The sequence below is a fragment of the Enterobacter sp. JBIWA008 genome (assembly GCF_019968765.1).
Taxonomy (GTDB): Bacteria; Pseudomonadota; Gammaproteobacteria; order Enterobacterales; family Enterobacteriaceae; genus Enterobacter.
In genome coordinates, this window is record NZ_CP074149.1 from 2,657,749 (window position 1) to 2,680,708 (window position 22,960).

Consider the following 22,960-nt stretch of genomic DNA (forward strand, 5'->3'; position numbering starts at 1 on the left):
AGGAAGATATCTATGTCACAACTCGTTCATTTCCAGGGCAACCCGGTTGCTGTTGCAGGTTCCATTCCGCAGGCTGGCAGCAAAGCGCAGGCTTTTACCCTGGTGGCTAAAGATCTGTCTGACGTCACACTGGCTCAGTTTGCGGGTAAACGCAAAGTACTGAACATTTTCCCAAGCATTGATACCGGCGTTTGTGCCGCGTCCGTGCGTAAATTCAACCAGCTGGCGACTGAAATGGACAACACCGTTGTGCTGTGCATTTCTGCTGACCTGCCGTTTGCCCAGTCCCGTTTCTGCGGTGCTGAAGGCCTGAGCAACGTCATTACCCTCTCCACACTGCGCAGCGCAGATTTCCTCGAGAAATACGGCGTAAGCATCGCGGAAGGCCCACTGAAAGGTCTGGCAGCACGTGCCGTACTGGTTCTGGATGAAAACGACACCGTCGTCTTCAGCGAACTGGTTAACGAAATCACCACCGAGCCGGATTACACTGCCGCGCTGGACGTGCTGAAAGCATAATAAGTCCTTAGCATTCTATACAGCTTATTCTCAACCTCGCTGCGGCGGGGTTTTTTATTACCTCAAAGCTGAATCGTTAAAGCATAAATACACACAAATCACATTAATCATGCAATAACTTAGACAATATGTAACATGAGCGTGATCGGTAACGCATAATAATCGTTAAATTTCTCTATTTTTGACCGCAGTGAAGCACATCACATTTCCCTTTTTGCCTAAACATTAGATTTGCTTACGAAAGAAAATAATCGTTTCAGCAAAAAGGATAATATATGAAGATTAAATTCGCGTTTACGCTCCTTGCGGTACTGATTTCTGGCCATGCGGTGGCCAAAACCTGGGTGCTGACAAGCGCTGAAAGCAGCGTAGAGAAAGGAAACTGGAAGGTTTCCAGCGATGAGCTGAAAGTTAAAGATCGGACGTTCAGCATTGAGCAAAAAGTGTTACACGGTGGTAAACAGGAAGGCAGCAAAGTCATCATTATTAGCAGCAAAGATGGCCTGACGATTACCCTGAGCCCGACCCGCGGGATGAACCTGCTGCATGTAGAAGGGTTTGGCACCCGACTGGGCTGGAATTCTCCCGTTAAAGAGGTAGTGAACCCGGCTTATATCAATCTTGAAAGCCGCAACGGTCTCGGCTGGCTGGATGGTTTCAACGAGATGATGGTGCGCTGTGGCTACGAATGGACAGGTCATCCTGTCACCGCGGATGGGCAAATTTACACCCTGCATGGCAGGGCCGGTAATACCCCCGTTTCGCAGGTCGAGGTTGAAATCGCGGATGCCGCCCCGCATGAGATCCGCGTTCGGGGTTTGATCAAAGAGAGCACGTTTAAAAAAGCGGATCTGCAAACCATGACCGAACTGCGCTACGTTCCCGGAACCAACCAGTTCAGCCTGCATGATGTCCTGACCAACCATGCAGACTACCCTCACGATTACCAAATCATCTATCACAGCAACTTCGGCACGCCGATCCTTGAAGAAGGCGCCCGTTTCCTTGCGCCGGCGGCAAGCGTGAGCCCATTCAATGACTACGCCAAAGCGGGCGTTAATGACTGGCAGACCTATGCCGGGCCGACAAAAGGCTTTGATGAGATGGTCTTCAACATTAAACCGCTCGCGGACAATAACCACGAAACGCTCGCGGCGGTGATCAATAAAGCCGGAGATAAAGGCGCGTCAATCCAGTTTGATACCCGCCAGCTGCCCGTGCTGACCTTATGGAAGAACACCGACACGCTGAAGCAGGGCTATGTCACGGGCATTGAGCCAGGCACCAGCTACGCTTACCCCGTTACGATTGAACGCGAGCAGAAGCGGGTTAAGCAGCTGCAGCCTGGCGCCAGCGCGCAGTTTGACCTGACCTATACCCTGCTCCACAGCCCGCAGCAGGTGAAGGACGTCGAAAGCAGGATTGCGTCGATTCAGGGAGAGACAAAAACAGAAATCGTTAACGCGCCTCTGGCGAAGGAATAGCCATAAAGCAAAAAGCCTCTTTACAGAGGCTTTTTGCTATTCGTCACCTTTCTTATGATTCAAACCGTACTCACGCAGCTTGTTCGCGATCGCGGTGTGCGAGACACCAAGGCGTTTTGCCAGCTTGCGGGTGCTGGGATAGCTACGGTATAGCTGCGTCAGCACTGAACGCTCAAAACGGCTGGTGATATCGTCCAGCGAACCTTCCATCGCCTCTTCGCCGACCGATACCGTCCCCGCGTCGTAATCAGGCAACAGAATATCCTGCGGACGCAGTTCATAGCCTTCCAGCTGGGTCAGCGCGCGATAAACGGCGTTTTTTAGCTGACGGATGTTGCCCGGCCAGCCGTAGCGCATGAGCACCGTGCCGAGATCGGCAGACAGCTTCGGACGCGGTACCCCTTGCTCGTCGGCAAAGCGGGCAACGAACAGCTCCGTTAGCGGCATAATGTCCTGCGGACAATCGCGCAGCGGGGGAATATTCAGCGTCAGGACGTTGAGGCGGTAATAAAGATCCTCACGGAAGATCCCCTTTTGCACCAGTTCCACCAGGTTTTTCTGGGTGGCGCAAATGACGCGCACGTCCACATGCACTTCGTGATCCTCACCGACGCGGCGGAACGTACCGTCGTTCAGGAAACGCAGCAGCTTAGCCTGCATGCGCGGCGACATTTCTCCGATTTCGTCCAGCAGCACGGAGCCGCCGTTAGCCTGCTCGAAGAACCCTTTCTTGCCCTCCGGCGCGTGGCCAAACAGCTCGCTTTCAACGGCATCTTCCGGAATTGAGGCGCAGTTAAGTGCCAGATAAGGCTTAGCTGCTCGCGGGCTCGCCAGATGCACTGCGTGAGCCAGCAGGTCTTTCCCGGTACCGGTATCCCCGGTAATCAGCAACGGCGCGGTCAGGCTTGCGAGCTTGCGCGCCTGATCAACCACATGGCGCATTTTCGGGCTGACGGCAATAATCTGGCTGAATGCGCCAACGTCCTGACTGGAGAGGTTTTGCAGCTGACGACCCATGCGTAGCGTTGAGCGCAGCATGATCACCGCCCCGGTCAACACGCGGGTATCCCCTTCCCCTTTCAGATAGACCGGGGTGATCTCCATCAGGAAATTCTGCCCGTTGATCACCACATGCTCGCTATGCGTATTTTGCGGGTTGCTTTCCAGCCAGCGCTGGAAGTTAAAGCCGGGGATCAGCTGCGCGGCGTTATGATTGCTGAGCTTCTCCTGGCTCTGCGCGAAAAGCTGGCAGCTCGCGTGGTTAACGCGCTCTACTTTGCTTTTCAAATCCAGGGAGAGGAACGGTTCAGGCATCGCTTCCAGCAGCGCACTCAGCGCCAGATGCTCACGCTCGGAAGGCATCCAGGGAATGGTGCGCACATCCGTAACGCCAGCGATACGGCGGATTTCCGCCATCAGGCTGCTGAATGTATTAAATTCAATTTCGGCAAAATTGAGGTAAATTCGCCCGACAGGATCGATTTCAATTCCACGTAAATCAATGTTACGTAAAACAAGAAGATCGAGTAACTCGCGGGTAAGACCGAGACGGTCTTCACAGAAGACTTCAAGACGCATGGGAAATTCACCGTTTTAAGCCAGTAACGTTAAAATGATATGTCAGAACACGGTGAACCGGAAGATGGCTGTCAACAAATATTGACAGCCAGCACGATTAGTAAACAAATCGGTTACTGAACCGGTTTTTTATTGAGCGTCTCTTTGAGCTGGCCGATAAGTTCCCGCCTGAAATCCCCCAGTCGGGGCTTATCGCCATCAATCCACGGCAGCGGACGGCAGACTTCCATCGCTTTAATCCCCAAACGCGCCGTCAATAATCCCGCGCCGATACCCTGAGCGGCACGGGCAGAAAGACGTGCCGCCAGATCCTGCGACATCCAGTCCATTCCCACCTCGCGCACCAGTTCACTCGCCCCGGCAAACGCGATATTGAGCAGAACCAGTTTGAACAGCCTGAGCCGGCTGTAGTAACCCAGCTCTATGCCGTAAAGGTTCGCGATACGGTTAATCAGGCGCAGATTACGCCAGGCGATGAACGCCATATCGACCAGCGCCAGCGGGCTGACGGCAATCATCAGGGTGGATTCTGCCGCAGAACGGCTAATCTCGCGCCGCGCCTGAGCGTCCAGCACTGGCTGAACCATATGGGAATAGAGCGTAACGACTTCCCGGTCATTCTGAGTTTCATGGATGGCGGCATACCAGCGCTGCAGCGCCGGGTGCGACTGGTCTATCCCGGCCTGCGCTGCCAGCTTTTCGCAGAATGCGCGGCCTTTGCCGGTTCCGTGGCTGTGGAGCAGATCCCGCGCTTCATCACGCTCATGCGCGCGCTGGCGCAAACGCCAGAGCCGACGCCACTCGGTGGCAACCGACCCGATACCCGCCCCCACAATCAGCGCCCCCGCGGCACATCCGCCCAGCGCGACCCAGTCCTGGGTTTGCCAGGCGTTGATACCCCACTGGACGCCCTGCCCAACCACGCTTACGCCAAACAGCGCCAGCCCGGCGGTAACCATCTTGCGCCACAGGCTGCGCTTTGGACGCAGGGCGGCTTCCACAACCGCCTCTGCCGGACCTTCCTCGACGCCCGGCTCCTCGGTCAGGGCCGGGGCAAAGTTATCAGCCTGCGTGCCGCTGAACGTCTGCGCCGTTTTGAACGCCTCCTGAGGGTCCTGCTCAAGCGTTCCGGTAAAGTCCATGCGCGGTTTTAACGGTTCCGTCATCGCAATTTATCTCCAATCAAAAACTCCAGCGCAGCATCCAGACGGATGTGTGGTAATGGCCGATCGACGCTCATTGCCTGCGGGCGGAAGGCTTCAAACTGGAAGCCCTGGTTCTGCCAGAAGGCCTGACCCGGCAGCCGCGCAGGCACTTCGCCCGGATACACGGTAAGCGGTTCACCGTCGCTGAGACGGTTACCGCGTAATGCCGGTATTTTCTCACCGTTAAGATCGATCAGCCCGCTTTGTGTCGCCTGTACGGACGCGAGCCCAAGGCAATCCATGCCGATCCCTTCGAAGGCGGCGTTTTGCCAGGCGTCCTGCACCAGCTGCTGCAGCAGCGATACCATATTGGCATGCTGATCGACCGTGACGTGATCGGCCTTCGTGGCCGCAAAGAGCAGTTTGTCGATCACCGGTGAGAACAGACGGCGAAACAGCGTTCGCTGCCCGTAGTGAAAACTTTGCATCAGCTGCGTCAGCGCCAGGCGCATATCGTTGAAGGCCTGCGGCCCGCTGTTAAGCGGCTGTAGACAATCCACCAGCACAATCTGACGGTCAAATCGCAGAAAGTGATTCTTATAGAATCCCTTGACCACTTTCTCACAGTAGTAATGGTAACGCTCGCGCAGCATCCCGGCGTTAGTATTCTTATCAGCCTGCGCCAGCTTCGACTCGCCCACCCCGTCCACGTCCGGCCAGGGGAAGAACTGAAGCGCAGGCGCGCCCGCTAAATCACCCGGCAGGACAAAGCGACCCGGCTGAATGAAGTGCAACCCTTCCTGCTTGCACTGATGCAGATACGCCGTCCAGGCTTCGGCAATGGCCGCCAGACGGTTTTCATCGGCCGGCGCAAGCGGGTCCAGGCCTTCGCACAGCTGTCGCCATTTGGCCGACCACCCGGCGCGCTGCCCCTGCAACAAGCCCGTCATCTGGCGGGACCAGCTGAGGTAATCCTGGGCCAGCATCGGCAAATCGAGCAGCCATTCGCCAGGGTAATCGACGATTTCAAGGTACAGCGTAGAGGTATCCTTGAAGTGGCGCATCAGGGATTCATTCGAGCGAAAACGCAGAGCAAGGCGAATTTCACTGACGCCGCGCGTCGGCGTCGGCCACGTGGGCGGATCCCCATAGAGCTGCGCCAGCCCTTCGTCATAGGTAAAACGTGGAATACCAAAATCGCGTTGAGGAACGCGCTTCACGCCCAACAGACGTTCTTCCCGCACCGCGCTAAGCAACGGCAGACGCGCGCCGGCGTGCAGATTCAGGAGCTGGTTTACTATCGCGGTGATAAACGCCGTCTTACCGCTGCGGCTCAGCCCCGTCACGGCCAGACGCAGATGACGGTCAACGCCACGGTTCACCAGTGAATTGATTTCGTTTTTAAGTCGCTTCATCGCCGTCCTTCATTGCCTGGAAGCCTTGAATGCATGGCTTTAGAATACAATAAATGGGGGCAGATCGTTGATTATCAATTCTTATTTATTGCTATTGCCGTTTTTTCTCCAGTAAGATGAACGACATTGCTGTCAGTTCTGAGTGAGTAAGGTGTATGTCACCCACCATCTATGATATCGCACGGGTTGCGGGCGTATCGAAATCAACCGTTTCCCGCGTTCTGAATAAACAAACGAATATTTCTCCCGAAGCGCGTGACAAAGTGCTGAAGGCGATTGACGAATTAAATTATCAGCCCAACAAACTGGCCCGCGCCCTGACCTCTTCAGGCTTCGATGCCATTATGGTTATTTCGACCCGTTCAACTAAAACCACTGCCGGCAACCCTTTTTTCTCCGATGTCCTTCATGCCATTACGGCAAAAGCGGAAGAAGAAGGATTTGACGTTATTTTACAAACGTCAAAAAGTAGCGAAGACGATCTGCTGAAATGCGTCAGTAAAATAAAGCAAAAGATGATCAAAGGGATCATTATGCTAAGTTCGCCAGCTAACGAATCCTTTTTCACCACGCTGGATGCGTATGGCGTACCGGTAGTAGTTATCGGCAAAGTAGAAGGTGAGTATCAGAATATATATTCCGTCGATACGGATAATTTCCATGACAGCGCCACGCTGACCGAAACCTTTATTAAAAACGGCCGCCGTAAAATTGCGTGTCTGCACGCCCCTCTTGATTATCATGTTTCTATCGATCGTCTTGCTGGCTATAAAGCCAGTCTGGAAAAGCACCATATTGCCATTAACCCGGACTGGATCAGGGATGGCGGATATACCCATGAGAGTGCGCTTACGGCGGCTCTGGAATTGCTTTCTTCACCGACGCCGCCTGATGCGGTATTCGCTACCGACAGCATGAAGTTGCTCAGCCTCTATCGCGCCGCGGATGAGTTGAATCTGATGATCCCAGAGCAGGTGGTGATAGCCGGATACAGTGACCCGATGCTGTCTCTCATTTTAACGCCCGCGCCAGGCGGCTTTGATATCCCCATTCGAAAACTGGGGGAAGAGAGCTGCAATCTTCTTTTCAGGCGTATTGCGGGTCATCCCGCTCCGCAAAAAGTGCTTGTTGATACCCATTTTTTACTGGCGGCCTCTCTGCGCTAAAACCAGGGGCAGTTAGCCCCTGGCAGACTCTTGGTCAGAACGCGTAATTTACCCCGACGCCCGCATAGTGGAAACGGTCGTTTTCACCCTCGTCATGATTTTCCCATTCATAGGCGTATTCAAGCGACATGGATAAACCGTTGTTGAAGTCATAGGCGTACTGGATACCCAGGCGGTTGAAATCATGCCCTTCACGCTCAGGATCGTCCTGCCAGTCCCAGTTCGACCAGCGATCGAGCCCCAGTCGGGTATATGGCGTTAAGGTCGTCTGGCCTAACGAAATAGGCAAATAGGCGCGAATTTCCTGGGTCGAGAACTGGCCGTTATTACGTGAACCGTCCATATTGAAACCACGCTCTAAATAGTAATTCACTTTAGCCGCAAAGGTTTCGTTGATGCTCCAGGTAAAGCCCGTTTCGGTTTCGACGCGGCTGTCAGCATAGCCGGTTTTTTCCAGATCGTTGGCAAACTGATACATGGCAAACCAGCCGCTGAAACGCCAGTCATCGGTTAATTTTATATCCCAGTCAGGCTGAACTTTGTAGCGCTGCATATTAGCGCTGCCGTCTCTGGCGCCGTGTTCATCTTTAAAGTGATAGCCATAATTACGGAAGCCGCCGGTCAGACCGAACGTAAAATCATTTGTTCCGATAAAGCGATAGCGTAATTCAAATTCCGGGCGATCAAAATAGGTGCCACGGGTCATGCTGCTATAATCAACCGGCCCCTCCTGATACATCGCCAGCGAAATTGTCCAGGCATCCCAGGTCGCATTAAACCAGACGGAGGGTTCATATAACCCGTCTTTATCCTCCGCCTGGCCTTCGACGTTTTCTATTTCATACATCGCGCCAATATTAAACTCCCACTGTTTAGCGGTTTCTGTTGCATGTGCGCAGCTAACCCCTGCGCACAGCACGAGCGCAGCACTTTTTAGTAGAGTACTCATCAAATATTCCCTTTATAAGTAACAAACAAAAAAACCGGAAATGGGTATTCCCGGCAAACACCTTTCTTATCTAATAGCCGCTTCGGTTTCGGCGTCGAAGAAATGGCACTTATTCATATCGAACTGGATGTCGATATTATCCCCAGCGGCATAATCATTCGCGGCTCCAGCGCGAACAACAAGCTCATGGCCGCCAACGGTGGCGTAGAGCATGAACTCCGCGCCAGTCAGTTCGGCTACGCTGACTTTCGCCGGGATATTCTTACCGCTGCTCTGCAGAGTGAGAATATCTTCCGGGCGGATCCCAAAGACCACGGCTTTACGCTGATACCCTGCGGCATTCAGTGAGGCGAGCTTGTCTTCCGGGATCGCCAGACGCAGCGTTTCCGTGACGAAATAACGATCGTCAATAGCGCCGCGAATAAAGTTCATGGCTGGCGATCCAATAAACCCTGCGACAAACATATTTGCCGGTTCGTTGTACACCTGCTTCGGTGCACCGACCTGCTGAATAATGCCGTCTTTTAAGATTACGATACGGGTCGCCATCGTCATGGCTTCCGTCTGATCGTGGGTCACGTAAATCATGGTGGTATTAAGCTTCTGGTGCAGCTTGCTGATTTCAGCCCGCATCTGCACGCGAAGCTTGGCATCGAGGTTGGAGAGCGGTTCATCCATCAGGAACACGCCCGCTTCGCGCACGATCGCTCTGCCTAACGCCACGCGCTGGCGCTGACCGCCGGACAGCGCGCCGGGTTTACGCTTGAGATATTCACGTAATCCGAGGATCTGTGCCGCCCAGTTAACGCGTTCTTCGATAACCGCAGGCGCTATTTTTTGCATCTTCAGGCCAAACGCCATGTTGTCGTAGACCGTCATGTGCGGATAAAGCGCATAGTTCTGAAACACCATCGCAATATCGCGAGACTTGGCGGGCACGTCGTTCATGCAAACCCCGTCAATTATCAGTTCACCCGCGCTGATATCCTCGAGACCGGCAATCATACGCAGCGTCGTGGATTTACCGCAGCCCGAAGGCCCGACGAAGACGATAAACTCCTTGTCTTCGATTTCGAGATTAAAATCCTTAACCACGTGGACCTGGTTATCATAGATTTTCTGAATGTGTTTCAGAGACAGTTGAGCCATTGTTAATTCCTTATCAATACGTCCGGGTTGCCCAAAATTCGGTCAGGCATTTCCAGGTCAGTTCTCGCGTTGAATGAAGTTGTAATCCCGCATGATGCAGGCCAGATCCAATCCCAACCGATAACATTCCCGCCGCGTTGATCGCCTCAACGCCTGCTGCTGCATCTTCGATACCTATGGCCTCTTCAGGACGCACATTCAGGCCTGCACATGCGGCAAGAAAGATCTCCGGGTCTGGCTTTGAGCGGCGAATACGGGAAGCATCGGCGCAAAAATCGAAGGCCTGATAAATGCCCAGCGCGTGGAGGATCCCAGGGGCATTCAGAGAAACGGAGGCGAGCCCAGTTTTGACGTTCGCCGCACGGATATCCGCCAGCACCTCGCGAATACCTGGAAGCAGTGAATCTCCCGTCAGTGACGCCAGAGACTGGACATAGAGCGCGTTTTTTTTCGTCGCCAGCGCGAGGCACTGCTCATCGCTAAACATCCCCTCTTTCCCGCCATGCTTCAGGATGCGCTGCAGGGAATCCATGCGGCTTATTCCCTTCAGCTGTTCATTAAACACTTCGTCAAAGGTGATGCCGATTTCGTCCGCTACTGCACGCCAGGCAATAAAATGGAGGTGTGCGGTATCGGTGATCACACCGTCCAGATCGAATACAACAGCCTTAAGCATCATGGCGACTCTCCGTGGTAGCGGTCCCATTTTCAGATGCAAGAAAATCCTTATAAGCGCAAATTTTCCGCCCCGATACATGTAGCGTTTTGCCCCACAGCGTCAGCGTTACAGGTGCCGAAGTCTCGATGGTTAAAACCTCGTTTTCATACGTAAAATGCAGCGTTGCGTTCCGCCAGCGCAGGGGGAAAGCAAGTCTTCGCCATTGGGCCGGCAGGCTGGGCGCAAGCTGCAGTTCCCCTTCCACAATCTGCATTCCGGCAAATCCCTGAATGACGCCGGACCAGATCGCGCCGGTCGCAGCGGCGTGAATCCCGTCATCGCAGCTGTGCGGGTCGTCCCCGAGATCGATTGCGACGCCATCACGCCAGAAGGCGTAGGCACCTTCCATATCGCCACAGCGGGCGGCCACAATGCCGTGAATGGCCTTGCTCAGCGAAGAATCATGGATCGTGCGGGGCTCGTAGAACGCCAGATTGGCGGCGCACTGCTGCGGGGTAAACCGCTCCGGCAACAGGTAGGTAAGCATCACCACATCAGCCTGCTTAAGGATCTGCATGTCGTTAACTTCCGCGCGGGAATAATCGAGCAGAATGGTCTGCTTCCCCGCTTTGGCTTTGTAGCGGCTCAGATCGATGGCAGGTTTTGCCATAAAGGTATCATCCTGCGGGATCACACCGTCTGAATTGGCCTCCGGCAGCCATAAGCGCGTCAGGTACCGTGTCGCTTTCTGCGTAAAACCTTCATCCTCGCGCCCAAACATCGTCATAAACTGGCGAGCGCAGGCAACGTTGTGCCAGGCCATATAATTGGTATAGGCGTTGTTGTTTACATGCTCGGTATATTCGTCCGGACCGATGACGTCATGGATTTCCAGGCGCCCGTTGACCTCCGTGGCGCGGCCCATCCAGAACGCAGCGGTTTCCATCAGCAGCGTCAGCCCTTCATTGCGCATAAAGGCATCATCGTGTGTCGCCTGCCAGTAAGCGACGACGGCCCAGGCAATGTCCGCGACGATGTGGTGTTCTGCCAGCGCGGAGGCCACCTTCTGGCGCATGCCGGTTCGGATGTTGATAGCCGCGAACTCCGGCGTCTCTTCCAGCCCGCTGGCGGCACTTTCCCATGGGAACAACGCGCCAGGCCAGCCGTTGCGACGGGCTTTTTCCTGCGCCCCGGCCAGGTTGAGCCAACGATAACGCAGCAGGCTTCGGGCGGTTTGGGGGCGCGTGAAGAGATGGAAAGGCAGCAGGAAAATTTCGGTATCCCAGAAGACGTGGCCTTTATACCCCTCGCCCGTCAGCCCTTTGGCGGCGATACTGCTGTGCTCATCATGGGCTGGCGTCATGGTCGTCAAATGCCAGACGGCGTAATCCAGCGCCATCTGATCCTGATGCACCGCAGAGTCCACCTCCACCCGAGCGTCACGCCAGATCGCTTCCCATGCATACGATGAACTCTCAAGCAAGGCGTCGTAGCCTCTTGCCGCGCAAACCTTAAGATCGGCTAGCGCGTTGTGAGCGAAAGAGGACTGCGATGGTGCTTTATCACTGCGATGCGTCAGCCAGACGATTTTGTCTAGCGTGACAGTGTCACCCTTCGCAATCGTTAGCGAATGATGAACGCTGAGACGACGATTTTTGGCGGTGAAGCAACTGTCGCTCTTCGCAGAGAGTTGACAAAACGCCGAAACAACAACTTCAGACGCACGGTCCTGCGTTTCATACACGCCCTGCATGTAATGCTGGTCGAACACTCTGACCGACATCTCATCCAGATGCTGTCTGCCGCTGTTCGTTTGCGTTGCATCAATGCCGGTTTTCAGCACGGCCTGCGTGGCGGCATCGAGCGGTGTGATGGAAAGCTGCATGGCCACTAAGGGTAACTGATCCAGCGACACGAAACGACGACTCTCCAGTCGATAGCGTTTTCCGTCGGGCGAGCGCCAGACGACGCTGCGACGAAGTTCGCCATTGGCAAACGCCAGCTCGCGCTGCCACTCGAGAATATCCCCGGCCAGAAGGGTAAAATTCACCCCATCCAGCTCAACCTCAATACCGGTGATATCGGGCAAATTGACCAGCTCAGTGGTCTCGTTGCGACCAGCACGATGATACAGACCCGCAAGATACATACCTCTGATTTGCTGGGTGTAATCTTCTTCATGCGCAGCGCGGATCCCCATGTAGCCGTTACCGCAAGCCATGATGGAGGCGTATTTATTCAGGCTGTGTGGACAAAACCCCGGGTCGGTTAATACAGACACGTTTAGCATAACGTCACGCTTCCCTCTGTTTCTGCTGATTCATACAGCGCAGCGACAAGCTGCTGGATAACCAGCCCCTGTTCTGCATCAGCGATCATGACGGGCTCTCCCTGCACATGGCGCACGAAGGCATCCATACTGCGCATATGACGCTGGTCGTCAGCTTCTTCACGCTGCGTGAGGGTGACTAAAGTACCGGCTTCGTCGCTGTAGATGTGCGCCGGGAACAGCGTAGCCCCCGCCTTTTCACCACAGAATGCGACGTTCATGATCGACTGCTCGCGGATATTGAGCGCAAACGACGTGTCCAGACGCAGAATACCGCCGTTGCAAAATTCAATGGTGCCAAACAGGGCATCTTCCACGGTAAACTGCGTGGGATCCCACTCGCCAAACTGACCGCTGCTTTTACGGTTCCCCAGCCTCTGGAAGCTATGCGCGGTCACCCGTTTTACCGCCGGGAACCCCAGAACATACATTGCGGCATCAAGCATATGGATGCCGATATCAATCAGCGGACCACCGCCCTGTAGCGATTTATTGGTAAAAACGCCCCACCCCGGCACACCGCAACGACGAAGCGCCTGCGCCGACGTGAAGTAAATTTCTCCGAGCGTTCCGTTCATTACCGCATCGCGCAGCAGCTGGGTATCCAGGGCAAAACGATGGTGAAAATCATACGCCAGCACTTTTCCCGCCTTGCGCGCAGCCATGCGCATCCGATCGGACTCCTGCGGCGTCATAGCCGGCGGTTTTTCACACATCACATGGCAGCCTGCTTCCAGCGCTGCCATGACATGCTCGAAATGGAACCGGTTAGGCGAACAGACGCTCACCGCATCCGGCTTAACCGCCTCGAGCATTTCTCGCGCTTCCTGCCATACCGAGGGAATACCATGACGTTCCGCAAACGCCCGAGCCTGTTCAGGATGGCTGTCCATAACAGCCACCATCTGAACATCACTGCGCGTGGCGTAATACGAGGCATGCACTTTATCCGCGACCTGCCCGGCGCCAATGATGGCGACGCGCAGAGGCGAAGGTGTAGAAGCACTCATCACGCTCGTCATCCTTAGCATTTACGCAGATAAGTGAGGGAGTCCTGGTATGCCTGTGCCGGATCCTCGGCGCGCACGCGGCACTCATACACCACGTAACCCTGGTAGTTATCCGCACGTAGCTGATCGAACAGGCTGGCAAAATCGAGGCTGCCGCTGCCCGGCTGGTAGCGATGGTTATCTGCGATGTGCACATGGCCCAGCAGATCGCGGTTCTGATGCAGCGCATCCGTCAGCGAGTCTTCTTCGATGTTCATATGATAGAAATCGCCGATGATCTGCACATGCTTCAGGCCGTTCTCTTCGATGTATCGACGCGCGTCAGCCAGGGTGTTGATCATATGATCCTGATAGCGGTTCAGCGGTTCCAGGTAGACGGTCGTCCCGGTGCGCGCCGCGACTTCATCCAGCCAGCGCAGGGAGGCGCTAACCGCTTTGCGGTCACCGTCCAGGCTGCGTGGGGAGGTCATTGGCGGCAGTCGGAAGGTAAACATCCCCCACGCGGCAGGCACGATAATGCCCTTGCCACCCACTTCAGCCAGCGCTTCCAGAATACGCTCAATCTGCTGTAATCCGTTCAGACGGCGCTCTTCGATGAAGTCGCCGATCCAGCCATCGTATCCACCGCAGGCCGTCGTCACCGGCAGACCTGTGGCTTTGATGGCCGCTTTAACTTCGTCGAGGTTTTCTACCAGCAGTCGGCCGTCAATTTCGTAGCCATCAAACCCCATCGCTTTGATATACTGGAATTTTTCCATGATGCTGGTCGGGAAAAAGGCCTGGTTTTGTGTTGCGATTTTCATGATTTGCTCTCCTTAGCTTAAAAAGTGACGCCCATTTTGATACTGAGTTCCGGGTGCTGATCGACATACGTCATGTAGCTTTCCGGGCTGGTGGTGAAGGTCACGACCGGGTCGATCAGATCGTCACAATTGAGATAGCCGTTCATCAACAGTTCCCAGCAGGTCTCTTCGATACGCTTGCGGCTCCAGCGCGGGTAGTCCGGGTTTGGTTCGCTGCAGGCGCGGGAGAAGACAATCTTCGCGTTATTGAAATGCGCTTCGCGGCCGAGGTTAAAGCCTTCCGCGAACGGTTTCGCGAAGGCTACGTAGGAGATGGTGCCGCCGTAGGCAAGTCCGCGCAGCGCGGACTGTAGCGCATCCGCAAAGCCGCTGGTTTCGATGATCACGTCCGCGCCCTGCTTGCCGGTCAGCTTTTTGATTTCCAGACCGACATCGGTTCCGATTGGATTCAGGCAATGGTCCGCGCCGTGACGACGAGCAATCTCGCAGCGGTGTTCGATCGGATCAACGCCGATAACCACTGACGCACCGGCTTTTTTGGCCAACTGGATCGCAATCTGCCCGATGGCTCCCAGACCTACCACGACAACAAAGTCGCCCACGCGGACGTTGGCATCACGCACGCCGCTCATGGCGAACTGCGCTGGATCGTAGCAAACGGCGTTCTTCCAGGACGCGCCCTGCGGCATTTTGCGCAGCTTGTAGTTGTTCACCGCGTTGACGATGACTGTTTCCTGCAGCGGGCCGTAGCAGCAGACGCTGTCGCCAATCTGGTATTCAGTGACGTCAGCACCGCATTCGATAATGTCGCCAACAATCATGTTGCCAAGCTGGAACTTACCAAATTCGATCCCGCGCGCTGCGCCCTCTTCACGCGGCGTGAACATCTGCCACTCCGCGTTGAATTCTTCATCGATAAACGGGCTGGCGGCGCGGAAATCCACCACTTCGGTACCGTGTTTCGGCGCGCCAAAGCGGGCGCGAATTTTCACTTCATGTGCTTCCACAGCACGATCTTCATATTCCACCAGCGCCGCCACGCGTGGCGCTGTCGCTACTAATTTTTTCATGACTGACTCCTTGTTAAAATTGGCCGCCTCAGCCCTTCACGCCACCGGCGGTCAAACCACTTTTAATAAAACGTTCAGACAGGGCATACATGATGACCACCGGAAGCGCCGTCACCAGCGATGCCGCCATCATGCGACCCCAGATATAATCTGGCGTGCTAAAGAGCGTGTTCAGCCCGACCGGCAAGGTAAAATTGCTGGCGCTGGACAGGAAAATGGACGCAAACAGGTAGTCGTTCCACGCCACCATGAAGCAGTAGACAAACACCGATACAAGCCCGGAAATCGCCAGCGGCACGGTGATGCGGAAGATGATTTGCAGGCGGTTCAGGCCGTCCATCATCGCGGCTTCTTCGATTTCGTCCGGGATGGTGTCGAAATAGCTGCGCAGCATGAACACCGCTGTCGGTAACGTTTGGGTCACCATGGTGATAATCAGCGCCAGCTCGGTGTCGTAGATCCCAAGGGCAGTGATGATTTTGAACAGCGGTACCACCAGCAATATTCCGGAGAACATGTAGACGGTATAAAAACTCGCATTGATCGTCGTGCGGCCCTTAAAACGCAGTTTGGACAAGGCGTAAGCCCCGAGCGTACCGAGAAACACGGCAATGACCGAGGAGGTCAGCGACACCACCATGCTGTTTCTGAAATAGTCCACAAACGGGAAAATCAGCGGGTTAAAGATGTCGACGTAATGCTGCAGCGTCCACGCCTGCGGCAATATGGTCGGATTAAGCGATATCGCCTCTTTCGCACTCTTAAACGACGTCATTAGCATCACAAAGAACGGGAACAGTGTGATGACCAAAAACACCGCCAGCCCCAGATAAAAACCAATACGGCTCAGTACGCGTTTATTTGTTGCCATTGAGGTTTACCCTTTTTCTGGTCAGCAGAATCACCGCGAAGATGATCACGAACAGCACGACGGAGATCGCCGCAGCTTTACCCAAATCATTGAAAGCGAATGCCGTTTTGTAGAGGTAGACGCCCAAAATATCGACCTTAGTAGTCAACAGGTAGACATCCGCAAACATGTAGAACATCCAGATAGTGCGGAGCGTCACTACCGTTGCCAGCACCGGCATAATCGCGGGCAGCGTAACGATTCGAAAACGCTGCCAGGCATTCGCGCCGTCCATTTCCGCCGCTTCATACAGCGACTTATCAATGGTCTGCAAAATCGCCAGGAACGAAATGAACGCGTACGGGAAGTAACGCCAGATGGCGAACAGCACCACCAGTGCAAAGCTGCTGCCAGGATTGTCGAACCACAGGGGCGCCTGGTCATACAGATGCAGCAGGTCTACGCCCAGATAGTTCACAATGCCGTAGCCGTTGTTGAACATGTATTTCCATGCAAACACCAGCGAAATGGACGGGGTGACGTAGGATAAAATCACCAGTGAACGTGCCGTTTTCCGCATACGGAATTCACGATTAAAGAAGATCGCAACAGCCAGCCCCAACCCCGTGCTGCCGATCACCACCAGCGCGGTGTACCAGAACGTCATCCACAGCGAGTGCCAGAATGCTGCATCACTGAGAATGCGAATGTAATTATCCAGCCCGACAAACACAGCGCTAATGCGCGGGTTAAGCGGCAGTCGTAAAAAACTGATTTCAATATTGGAAATCATCGGCCAGGCCACCAGGCCCCCCAGCAAAATCAGGCTGGGGGCCAACAGCAGCATGGCGAAAGGCATATCTGAACGACCAGAAAACAACGTCTTCATAATTTCCTTCCGCAGAGCGCTCCTATCGTTGTGAAAACAGATCAGTCAGTCGCTTCTGGCTGTCACTAAGCGTGTTGCTGAGTTTTTGTTTCCCCACAGTGACGTTATGCACCATGGAACTGATAATGCCGGACCCGGTTACATCGCCCATGCGTGTGAAGTTTTTGTCGCCCACTGCGCCAAACACCTGCACATTAGGGAACTGCGCAATCAGCTCATATGGCAGTTGCCCAAACGCTTTAATCACTTCGTTGTTTTTCCAGGTATCGGTGCCCACCACCAGCTTGTTCACCGGAAGTGCCGCGCCAGGCGACATCATGACCCAGTCAGTTGCGTTTTGAGCCTGCTCCATCCAGGTCACAAACTTTTCAGCCGCCTGAGTTTCATCTTCGGTTTGACCGGTGGTAATCGTCAGCGACGTGACCATGCCGTAAACAGCAGAAGATGTTTCTGTTGGGACGACGAAGCCCAGGTTGGCAGGGTTTCCGTCCTGGAATACCGCCGGAAGGATGTAGGTGGAGTAAACCGCCATCGGAGCAGAACCGTTCATGAAGGCATCTTTGATCTCCATGACGTCGTTTGAACCCGGCATGGTGGTCGCGGCCAGGGCTTTATAAAAAGCCAGGGCTTTTGCCATTTCAGGGGTATCGATGTCGACGTTCCCTTTTGCATCAAAAACGTTCGCGCCGCCGGAAAGTGCAAACTGGGAGAATGCCTGTTCTGTCATCACGCTTTCCGCGGTGGGCAGCGCAATGCCGTAATGTTTTTTGGCCGGGTCGTTAAGACTCTGGCTGGCTTTCAGCAGCTGTTCCCAGTTATGCGGCTCCTGAATACCCGCCGCAGCCAGCGCATCTTTGTGATACCAGACGCCGGATAGCCAGGCGCTGACTGGCACCCCCGTCCAGGCTGAACCGTCTTCCGTACGAACAACACGCAAGATGCCGTCATAGAAGGTGTCCTCGCCTACCGCTTTAATGGCTTCGCCTATAGCTTTGCGATCCAGCAGCTGTTCCTTGTCCATGACTTTCGCGTAGTCATGGCTGACTTCAATCACCTCTGGCAGCGCGCCCGTTCTGGCGAGCGTAATGACCTTGGTGTTATAGGCATCCTCTTCTACCGGCACCTGTTTCACCGTGATGCCGGGGTTCTCTTTCTCGAATTTTTCGATCAGCTTCGTGATAACCGCCTGACGCTCCTGCTCGACTGACGAGTGCATAAACTCAATAGTGACAGCAGACTTTTTGTCGTCCTTGCAGCCTGATAACAAGGCGCACGAAACGAGTGCTGATATCAGCACAATTCCTGGCATTTTCATTATTAAGGTCCTTTTTAGTTTTCTTTAATCCACAACACCTGCCATGGATATAGGGTCAGCGTTTTATCTGAAATATCTTCTCCGGTAATCAACTCCGTTCCGGATTGAATATCGGACTTCACCGTTTGAATGCCATCACTGAAATTAAACAACGCTGTTATTTTTTCGCCACAACTCGCCACGCGAACAATTTTTAAAACATGTTCACCTGACGTACAAAATTAGCCTCACTGTCAGGATGGAATGCTTTTTCCGCCCGGCGCAGCGCGATTAAATCGCTTAACGAGAAATAGACCTGAGAGCGCAGGCTATTTTTATCTTCAAGCATGCTATCAATTTGTCCTGCAGTGTATTTCTCACGATTTATCGCGCGGTTGTATCCGAGGCGTTCAACACCTGCATAATCATTACGCGAGCCGAGAATACTCTGGATATAAACCGCAGGCACACCGGGGAAGCTCAAGAGAACGGCATGCGCCAGAATAAACCGGGCAATCCTATGGCTATCAAGACTGTCACGCGTACTTAATGCATCCAGATAGGTCACATTAATTTCATAAGGACTGCGTGTACCATCCGGGTTATTTTTCCAGTTAACCAACGCCCCTTCAGCCTGAAGTTTCTCCACAAGTGAGAGGATTTCCGACTCAGGTAAAATGCCGCGTAACGGATTCAGACCAATCCCGTCATGCGAGGCCAGGAAATTAAACCAGGTGGTTTTCGTTGAAGGCAACTTCAGCGACGCTGCCCACTGGCTCAGCGTCCGGACGTCCTGACAATGCACCGCATGCAGTACCAGCGGGGGCAAAGAGAACTGATAAACCATCTGCGCTTCATTTTCACCGTCACCGAAGTAAGCAACGTTATCTTTATGCGGAACGTTCGTCTCGGTGATAATCACCGTTCCAGGGGCGACAGCCTCGGTAATGGCGCGGAAAAGCTGGATGAGCTGGTGGGTTTGCTCAAGGTGGATGCAGTTTGTTCCGGGTATTTTCCACATGAATCCCACAGCATCCAGACGAATGTATCGCGCCCCTTCAATAAGGTAATGCAGCAGCACATCCACCATTGCGATCAGCACCTGCGGAGAGGCGAAATTAAGATCAATCTGGTCCTCGCTGAAGGTTGTCCACAGGTGTCGCACGCTGCCATCATGTAGCGTGAAAGGCGTAAGAAGCGGTAAGGCACGCGGACGCGTCACCGCGGATAAGTCTGTTTCAGGATCGACAGAAATAAAGAAATCTTCATAGCCAGGCGTTTGCTTCAGATAATTAGCGAACCATTTGCTTTTGGCTGACATATGGTTGCAGACGAAATCAAACATTAAGCTGGCAGACTGTTTTAACTCAGCAACATCTCGCCACGTACCCGTTTCAGGCGCAACCTCATGATAATCAATAACGGAAAACCCGTCGTCCGAAGACCATGGATAAAAAGGTAAAAGATGGACATGAGAAAAAGAATGAGAAAGCCACTTGTTATAAAAACGTGTAAAAACCGGCAGCGCCTTCTCCCCTTTCGCTGAAAACTGATCGGCATAGGTAATCAGTACAACGTCTTTTTCATCCCAACCCGTTTTACGTTTTTGCGTAATAATAGAAGCAGCCTTTCCAATATTCTCCAGCAGCACATTAAGATTGGATTCAGAAAACGTTTCCCCGTAAACAAGATTAATGAGCTCTTTAATTTTTGCATTCATTTCATTTTCCATGGTAGCGGTCCCACGGAATGGCAATCTACTCCCATGTAAAATATCTGTCAACGGACCAGGGAGGAGAAAAAGGTGTTTGCAAAGCAGCTCAGCGCAATATTGTGAGCTGCCGCAAAGAAAGAACGTGAAAAAAAGAGGAAATACGGTGAGCCGTCGCCAGTCCCTCACCCGTCAGGGAAAGGACCAGCGCCAGCGGAAATTATTGGGATAAGTAGCGGCGAGAAAGCCGTTTTGCCACCTTTTGCAACAGCGGTTCGAGCGCCACGGCCAGCACCATTCTGACCGGCTTGCGGGCAACGGATTTAATCGCCCAACCCGCCACACCAGCCGGGCCGAACCGTAACGCGGTCAGCAGGACCAGTTTACCTGCGATTTTCAGGCCGGGTTTTACCTTCAGACCGGCCTGTTGCCAGTGTTGTTTCATCTCATCTCTCTCTTAAAGCTGACGAAAGCGACTTCTCAGCGTAAAGGTATCCGACGTGACATAGCGTTCCATTTCCCTTAGCCGCTTCTCACCGGCGGCGAGTTGCTCGTCAACCGCATTGAGAAGATCGCTGCTGGTCGGGGCCCCCTCTGCAGCCAGTTCTCCTTCCGGCATCGGGTCAAGGACAAACGACAGGACGATGTATGCCACCAGCGTAATAAAGGCCAGACCGAAGAAGATCGATAGCACCGTGACCACGCGCACCAGTTTGACCGGGACATCAAGATAATGAGCCAGCCCGGCACAAACGCCGCGCACCATGCCCTGCTGTGGAATACGCCACAACTTTTTGTTCAGATTCACTCCAGACATTAACGGTCCCTCCAGTTTGGATGTTCAGCATCCAGGATGGCTTCCAGCGCCTGAATGCGTTCACGCATTTTGTTCGCCTCATCGGAGAGCTGCACCAGACGCTGTTGTTCACTCTGGGAGAGTTCGCCCCGTGAAGAACGGTTGCTGTAATGCAGCCATAGCCAAATCGGCAAAACGAACAGCACGAAAATTGTCAGGGGAATGGCCAGAAAAAGCGCGCTCATGTGTACTCCTTGTCTTACGATGCGGCACGCTCAGGTGCCGCAGGAATTATTATTGGTTGTCTTGCTTCATTTTGGCTTTCAGTGCCGCCAGCTGTTCGCTGATTTCATCGTCGGCCTTCAGGTCGGCGAACTGTTGATCCAGCGACTTCTGCTTACCGATACCGTGGCTTTCGGCTTCGGCTTCCATGTGGTCGATACGACGTTCAAACGATTCAAAACGCGCCATCGCTTCATCAAGCTTACCGCTGTCCAGCTGACGACGCACGTCGCGGGAAGAGCTTGCCGCCTGGTGACGCAGGGTCAGCGCCTGCTGACGCGCGCGGGTTTCGCTCAGTTTGTTTTCCAGCTCGCCAATCTCTTTCTTCATACGGGTGAGCGTGTCATCCACCAGCGTCACTTCATGCTCGAGCGTCGCGACCATATCGGCCAGCTTCTGTTTTTCGATCAGCGCAGCACGGGCCAGATCCTCTTTGTCTTTGCGCAGCGCAAGTTCCGCTTTTTCCTGCCATTCGTTCAGCTGAGCGGTAGCTTGTTCAATACGACGCGTAAGCTGTTTTTTCTCCGCCAGCGCGCGGGCGGAGGTAGAACGCACTTCAACCAGCGTGTCTTCCATCTCCTGAATCATCAGACGTACCAGCTTCTGCGGATCTTCCGCCTTCTCAAGCAGTGAGTTGATGTTGGCGTTCACGATGTCGGCAAAACGAGAAAAAATACCCATAATCTAATCCTCATAGTTCTGTTATCGGGCTATGCCCTGCTGTACTGATAATACAAACATCATGCCAACTTTTTATCTTATTGATTTTAATGAGTATGATTGATTTTTACGCAGAAACGGACTATTCTTCCCTGGTGAATATCGCTAAGGAGTGGTTAATTTCATCATGCCTGGATACAAAGACAATTTACTCGGCGAAGCAAACAGTTTCCTTGAAGTGCTGGAACAGGTTTCTCGCCTGGCGCCGCTCAATAAACCGGTGCTGATCATCGGTGAACGCGGAACGGGGAAAGAGCTGATAGCTAACCGTCTGCATTACTTATCCGGGCGCTGGGATGGCCCCTTCATTTCCCTTAACTGCGCGGCGCTGAATGAAAACCTGCTCGACACCGAGCTCTTCGGCCATGAAGCGGGCGCGTTTACCGGTGCCCAGAAACGCCATCCCGGACGCTTTGAGCGCGCCGACGGTGGGACGCTGTTTCTTGATGAACTGGCCACCGCGCCCATGCTGGTACAGGAAAAACTGCTGCGCGTGATTGAGTACGGCGAGCTGGAGCGCGTCGGCGGTAGCCAGCCGCTGCAGGTTAACGTGCGCCTGGTGTGCGCCACTAACGCTAACCTGCCGGAGATGGTGGCGGAGGAGAAATTCCGTGCCGACCTGCTCGACCGCCTGGCCTTTGACGTCGTTCAGTTTCCTCCGCTGCGCGAGCGCAAAAGCGACATTATGCTGCTGGCAGACCAGTTTGCGATTCAGATGTGCCGCGAGCTCGGCCTGCCGCTGTTCCCCGGCTTCAGCGATTATGCACAGGAGACGCTGCTTGCTTACCACTGGCCGGGAAATATCCGCGAACTGAAAAACGTCGTGGAACGCTCAGTCTATCGTCACGGCAGCAGCGAGACGGAGCTGGACAACATCATTATCGATCCTTTTCAGCGTAGCCCAGCAGCGCTGCCCGTACCAACGTCTTCAGGCGATCTCCCTACTCTCCCCCTTGATTTACGCCAGTTCCAGAACGACCAGGAGAAACAGCTGCTGGAGCAAAGCCTGAAGACGGCGAAATATAACCAGAAACGGGCGGCTGAACTGCTGGGTCTGACTTACCATCAGCTGCGGGCATTGCTTAAAAAGCATCACATGCGCTGACAATATCAGCACTTACCTACAGACATTTTTACGAAGCA

Annotated in this window: 21 protein-coding genes and 1 pseudogene; 4 read left to right on the top strand and 18 right to left on the bottom strand. The window is 53.9% G+C overall.

All coding sequences use genetic code 11. From position 1 onward, the window contains the following. Positions 1-12: 12 nt before the first annotated feature. Together tpx and KGP24_RS12860 are read left to right on the top strand one after the other, a co-directional pair. Positions 13-519, top strand: coding sequence for a thiol peroxidase (gene tpx / locus KGP24_RS12855; RefSeq protein WP_023335907.1), 507 nt, complete (start codon positions 13-15; stop codon positions 517-519). A 275-nt stretch (positions 520-794) separates the two neighbouring features. Continuing rightward, complete coding sequence (locus KGP24_RS12860) at positions 795-2,003, top strand: aldose 1-epimerase family protein (protein ID WP_223560699.1); 1,209 nt, start codon at positions 795-797, stop codon at positions 2,001-2,003. Positions 2,004-2,039: 36 nt separating this feature from the next. Here the strand turns inward: KGP24_RS12860 and tyrR are convergent, their stop codons facing one another. From tyrR to KGP24_RS12875, 3 genes are all read right to left on the bottom strand, one after another. Next, positions 2,040-3,581, bottom strand: a complete 1,542-nt coding sequence (gene tyrR, locus KGP24_RS12865) for a transcriptional regulator TyrR (protein WP_223560700.1) — start codon at positions 3,579-3,581, stop codon at positions 2,040-2,042. A gap of 113 nt (positions 3,582-3,694) precedes the next feature. Further along, the gene (locus KGP24_RS12870) at positions 3,695-4,747 is read right to left on the bottom strand and encodes a YcjF family protein (protein WP_223560701.1); all 1,053 of its coding nucleotides are present in this window, start codon (positions 4,745-4,747) and stop codon (positions 3,695-3,697) included. Then, a complete protein-coding gene (locus KGP24_RS12875) occupies positions 4,744-6,141 on the bottom strand; it encodes a YcjX family protein (protein WP_223560702.1) in 1,398 nt (465 codons plus the stop codon). The genes KGP24_RS12870 and KGP24_RS12875 overlap by 4 nt, the downstream gene beginning before the upstream one ends. Positions 6,142-6,296: 155 nt before the next feature. Between KGP24_RS12875 and KGP24_RS12880 the strand changes: the two genes are divergently transcribed. Beyond that, positions 6,297-7,307 carry a LacI family DNA-binding transcriptional regulator gene (locus KGP24_RS12880; protein WP_223560703.1) on the top strand — a complete coding sequence of 337 codons (1,011 nt, stop codon included), beginning with the start codon at positions 6,297-6,299 and terminating at the stop codon, positions 7,305-7,307. 34 nt (positions 7,308-7,341) lie between these two features. Here KGP24_RS12880 and KGP24_RS12885 read toward each other — a convergent pair whose 3' ends face one another. From KGP24_RS12885 to pspA, 15 genes and pseudogenes are all read right to left on the bottom strand, one after another. Then, positions 7,342-8,256: an OmpG family monomeric porin gene (locus KGP24_RS12885; protein WP_223560704.1), complete on the bottom strand. Its 915-nt coding sequence runs from the start codon at positions 8,254-8,256 to the stop codon at positions 7,342-7,344. Positions 8,257-8,322: 66 nt separating this feature from the next. Continuing rightward, on the bottom strand, positions 8,323-9,405 hold the full coding sequence (locus tag KGP24_RS12890; protein WP_223560705.1) for an ABC transporter ATP-binding protein: 1,083 nt from the start codon (positions 9,403-9,405) through the stop codon (positions 8,323-8,325). 13 nt (positions 9,406-9,418) lie between these two features. Beyond that, positions 9,419-10,084: a beta-phosphoglucomutase gene (gene pgmB / locus KGP24_RS12895; protein WP_223560706.1), complete on the bottom strand. Its 666-nt coding sequence runs from the start codon at positions 10,082-10,084 to the stop codon at positions 9,419-9,421. Then, on the bottom strand, positions 10,074-12,353 hold the full coding sequence (locus tag KGP24_RS12900; protein ID WP_223560707.1) for a glycoside hydrolase family 65 protein: 2,280 nt from the start codon (positions 12,351-12,353) through the stop codon (positions 10,074-10,076). The genes pgmB and KGP24_RS12900 overlap by 11 nt, the downstream gene beginning before the upstream one ends. Further along, positions 12,347-13,405, bottom strand: coding sequence for a Gfo/Idh/MocA family oxidoreductase (locus tag KGP24_RS12905; RefSeq protein WP_223560708.1), 1,059 nt, complete (start codon positions 13,403-13,405; stop codon positions 12,347-12,349). The genes KGP24_RS12900 and KGP24_RS12905 overlap by 7 nt, the downstream gene beginning before the upstream one ends. An 11-nt stretch (positions 13,406-13,416) precedes the next feature. Then, positions 13,417-14,205: a sugar phosphate isomerase/epimerase family protein gene (locus KGP24_RS12910; protein WP_223560709.1), complete on the bottom strand. Its 789-nt coding sequence runs from the start codon at positions 14,203-14,205 to the stop codon at positions 13,417-13,419. A 17-nt stretch (positions 14,206-14,222) separates the two neighbouring features. Then, the gene (locus KGP24_RS12915; protein WP_223560710.1) at positions 14,223-15,275 is read right to left on the bottom strand and encodes a zinc-binding alcohol dehydrogenase; all 1,053 of its coding nucleotides are present in this window, start codon (positions 15,273-15,275) and stop codon (positions 14,223-14,225) included. Positions 15,276-15,303: 28 nt separating this feature from the next. After that, complete coding sequence (locus tag KGP24_RS12920) at positions 15,304-16,146, bottom strand: carbohydrate ABC transporter permease (protein ID WP_194399381.1); 843 nt, start codon at positions 16,144-16,146, stop codon at positions 15,304-15,306. Further along, positions 16,133-17,014: a sugar ABC transporter permease gene (locus KGP24_RS12925; protein ID WP_223560711.1), complete on the bottom strand. Its 882-nt coding sequence runs from the start codon at positions 17,012-17,014 to the stop codon at positions 16,133-16,135. Before KGP24_RS12925 ends, KGP24_RS12920 begins: the two co-directional genes overlap by 14 nt. 22 nt (positions 17,015-17,036) lie before the next feature. Further along, positions 17,037-18,329 carry an ABC transporter substrate-binding protein gene (locus tag KGP24_RS12930; protein ID WP_223560712.1) on the bottom strand — a complete coding sequence of 431 codons (1,293 nt, stop codon included), beginning with the start codon at positions 18,327-18,329 and terminating at the stop codon, positions 17,037-17,039. Positions 18,330-18,343: 14 nt separating this feature from the next. Further along, a pseudogene (locus KGP24_RS12935) lies at positions 18,344-20,040 on the bottom strand (sugar phosphorylase). Between the two features lie 199 nt (positions 20,041-20,239). Next, positions 20,240-20,464, bottom strand: a complete 225-nt coding sequence (pspD, locus tag KGP24_RS12940) for a phage shock protein PspD (protein WP_223560713.1) — start codon at positions 20,462-20,464, stop codon at positions 20,240-20,242. A 12-nt stretch (positions 20,465-20,476) separates the two neighbouring features. Continuing rightward, entirely contained in the window at positions 20,477-20,836 is a 360-nt protein-coding gene (pspC, locus tag KGP24_RS12945) for an envelope stress response membrane protein PspC (RefSeq protein ID WP_223560714.1), read from the bottom strand. Then, entirely contained in the window at positions 20,836-21,060 is a 225-nt protein-coding gene (pspB, locus tag KGP24_RS12950) for an envelope stress response membrane protein PspB (protein WP_023312045.1), read from the bottom strand. The genes pspC and pspB overlap by 1 nt, the downstream gene beginning before the upstream one ends. Positions 21,061-21,109: 49 nt before the next feature. Beyond that, positions 21,110-21,778 (bottom strand): phage shock protein PspA, encoded by a 669-nt coding sequence (gene pspA, locus KGP24_RS12955; RefSeq protein ID WP_029740507.1) that lies wholly within the window; start codon positions 21,776-21,778, stop codon positions 21,110-21,112. 151 nt (positions 21,779-21,929) lie between these two features. Between pspA and pspF the strand changes: the two genes are divergently transcribed. Beyond that, entirely contained in the window at positions 21,930-22,922 is a 993-nt protein-coding gene (gene pspF, locus KGP24_RS12960) for a phage shock protein operon transcriptional activator (RefSeq protein ID WP_223560715.1), read from the top strand. Positions 22,923-22,960 lie beyond the last annotated feature (38 nt).

Bases quoted from the DNA above. Each gene is read 5' to 3' on its own strand.
- pspD (WP_223560713.1), bottom strand. From the start codon at position 20,464: ATGAAACAACACTGGCAACAGGCCGGTCTGAAGGTAAAACCCGGCCTG.
- KGP24_RS12860 (WP_223560699.1), top strand. From the start codon at position 795: ATGAAGATTAAATTCGCGTTTACGCTCCTTGCGGTACTGATTTCTGGC.
- pgmB (WP_223560706.1), bottom strand. From the start codon at position 10,084: ATGATGCTTAAGGCTGTTGTATTCGATCTGGACGGTGTGATCACCGAT.
- KGP24_RS12910 (WP_223560709.1), bottom strand. From the start codon at position 14,205: ATGAAAATCGCAACACAAAACCAGGCCTTTTTCCCGACCAGCATCATG.
- tyrR (WP_223560700.1), bottom strand. From the start codon at position 3,581: ATGCGTCTTGAAGTCTTCTGTGAAGACCGTCTCGGTCTTACCCGCGAG.
- pspB (WP_023312045.1), bottom strand. From the start codon at position 21,060: ATGAGCGCGCTTTTTCTGGCCATTCCCCTGACAATTTTCGTGCTGTTC.
- KGP24_RS12875 (WP_223560702.1), bottom strand. From the start codon at position 6,141: ATGAAGCGACTTAAAAACGAAATCAATTCACTGGTGAACCGTGGCGTT.
- KGP24_RS12880 (WP_223560703.1), top strand. From the start codon at position 6,297: ATGTCACCCACCATCTATGATATCGCACGGGTTGCGGGCGTATCGAAA.
- KGP24_RS12870 (WP_223560701.1), bottom strand. From the start codon at position 4,747: ATGACGGAACCGTTAAAACCGCGCATGGACTTTACCGGAACGCTTGAG.
- KGP24_RS12930 (WP_223560712.1), bottom strand. From the start codon at position 18,329: ATGAAAATGCCAGGAATTGTGCTGATATCAGCACTCGTTTCGTGCGCC.
- KGP24_RS12920 (WP_194399381.1), bottom strand. From the start codon at position 16,146: ATGGCAACAAATAAACGCGTACTGAGCCGTATTGGTTTTTATCTGGGG.
- KGP24_RS12900 (WP_223560707.1), bottom strand. From the start codon at position 12,353: ATGCTAAACGTGTCTGTATTAACCGACCCGGGGTTTTGTCCACACAGC.
- KGP24_RS12915 (WP_223560710.1), bottom strand. From the start codon at position 15,275: ATGAAAAAATTAGTAGCGACAGCGCCACGCGTGGCGGCGCTGGTGGAA.
- KGP24_RS12885 (WP_223560704.1), bottom strand. From the start codon at position 8,256: ATGAGTACTCTACTAAAAAGTGCTGCGCTCGTGCTGTGCGCAGGGGTT.
- pspC (WP_223560714.1), bottom strand. From the start codon at position 20,836: ATGTCTGGAGTGAATCTGAACAAAAAGTTGTGGCGTATTCCACAGCAG.
- pspA (WP_029740507.1), bottom strand. From the start codon at position 21,778: ATGGGTATTTTTTCTCGTTTTGCCGACATCGTGAACGCCAACATCAAC.
- KGP24_RS12925 (WP_223560711.1), bottom strand. From the start codon at position 17,014: ATGAAGACGTTGTTTTCTGGTCGTTCAGATATGCCTTTCGCCATGCTG.
- tpx (WP_023335907.1), top strand. From the start codon at position 13: ATGTCACAACTCGTTCATTTCCAGGGCAACCCGGTTGCTGTTGCAGGT.
- KGP24_RS12890 (WP_223560705.1), bottom strand. From the start codon at position 9,405: ATGGCTCAACTGTCTCTGAAACACATTCAGAAAATCTATGATAACCAG.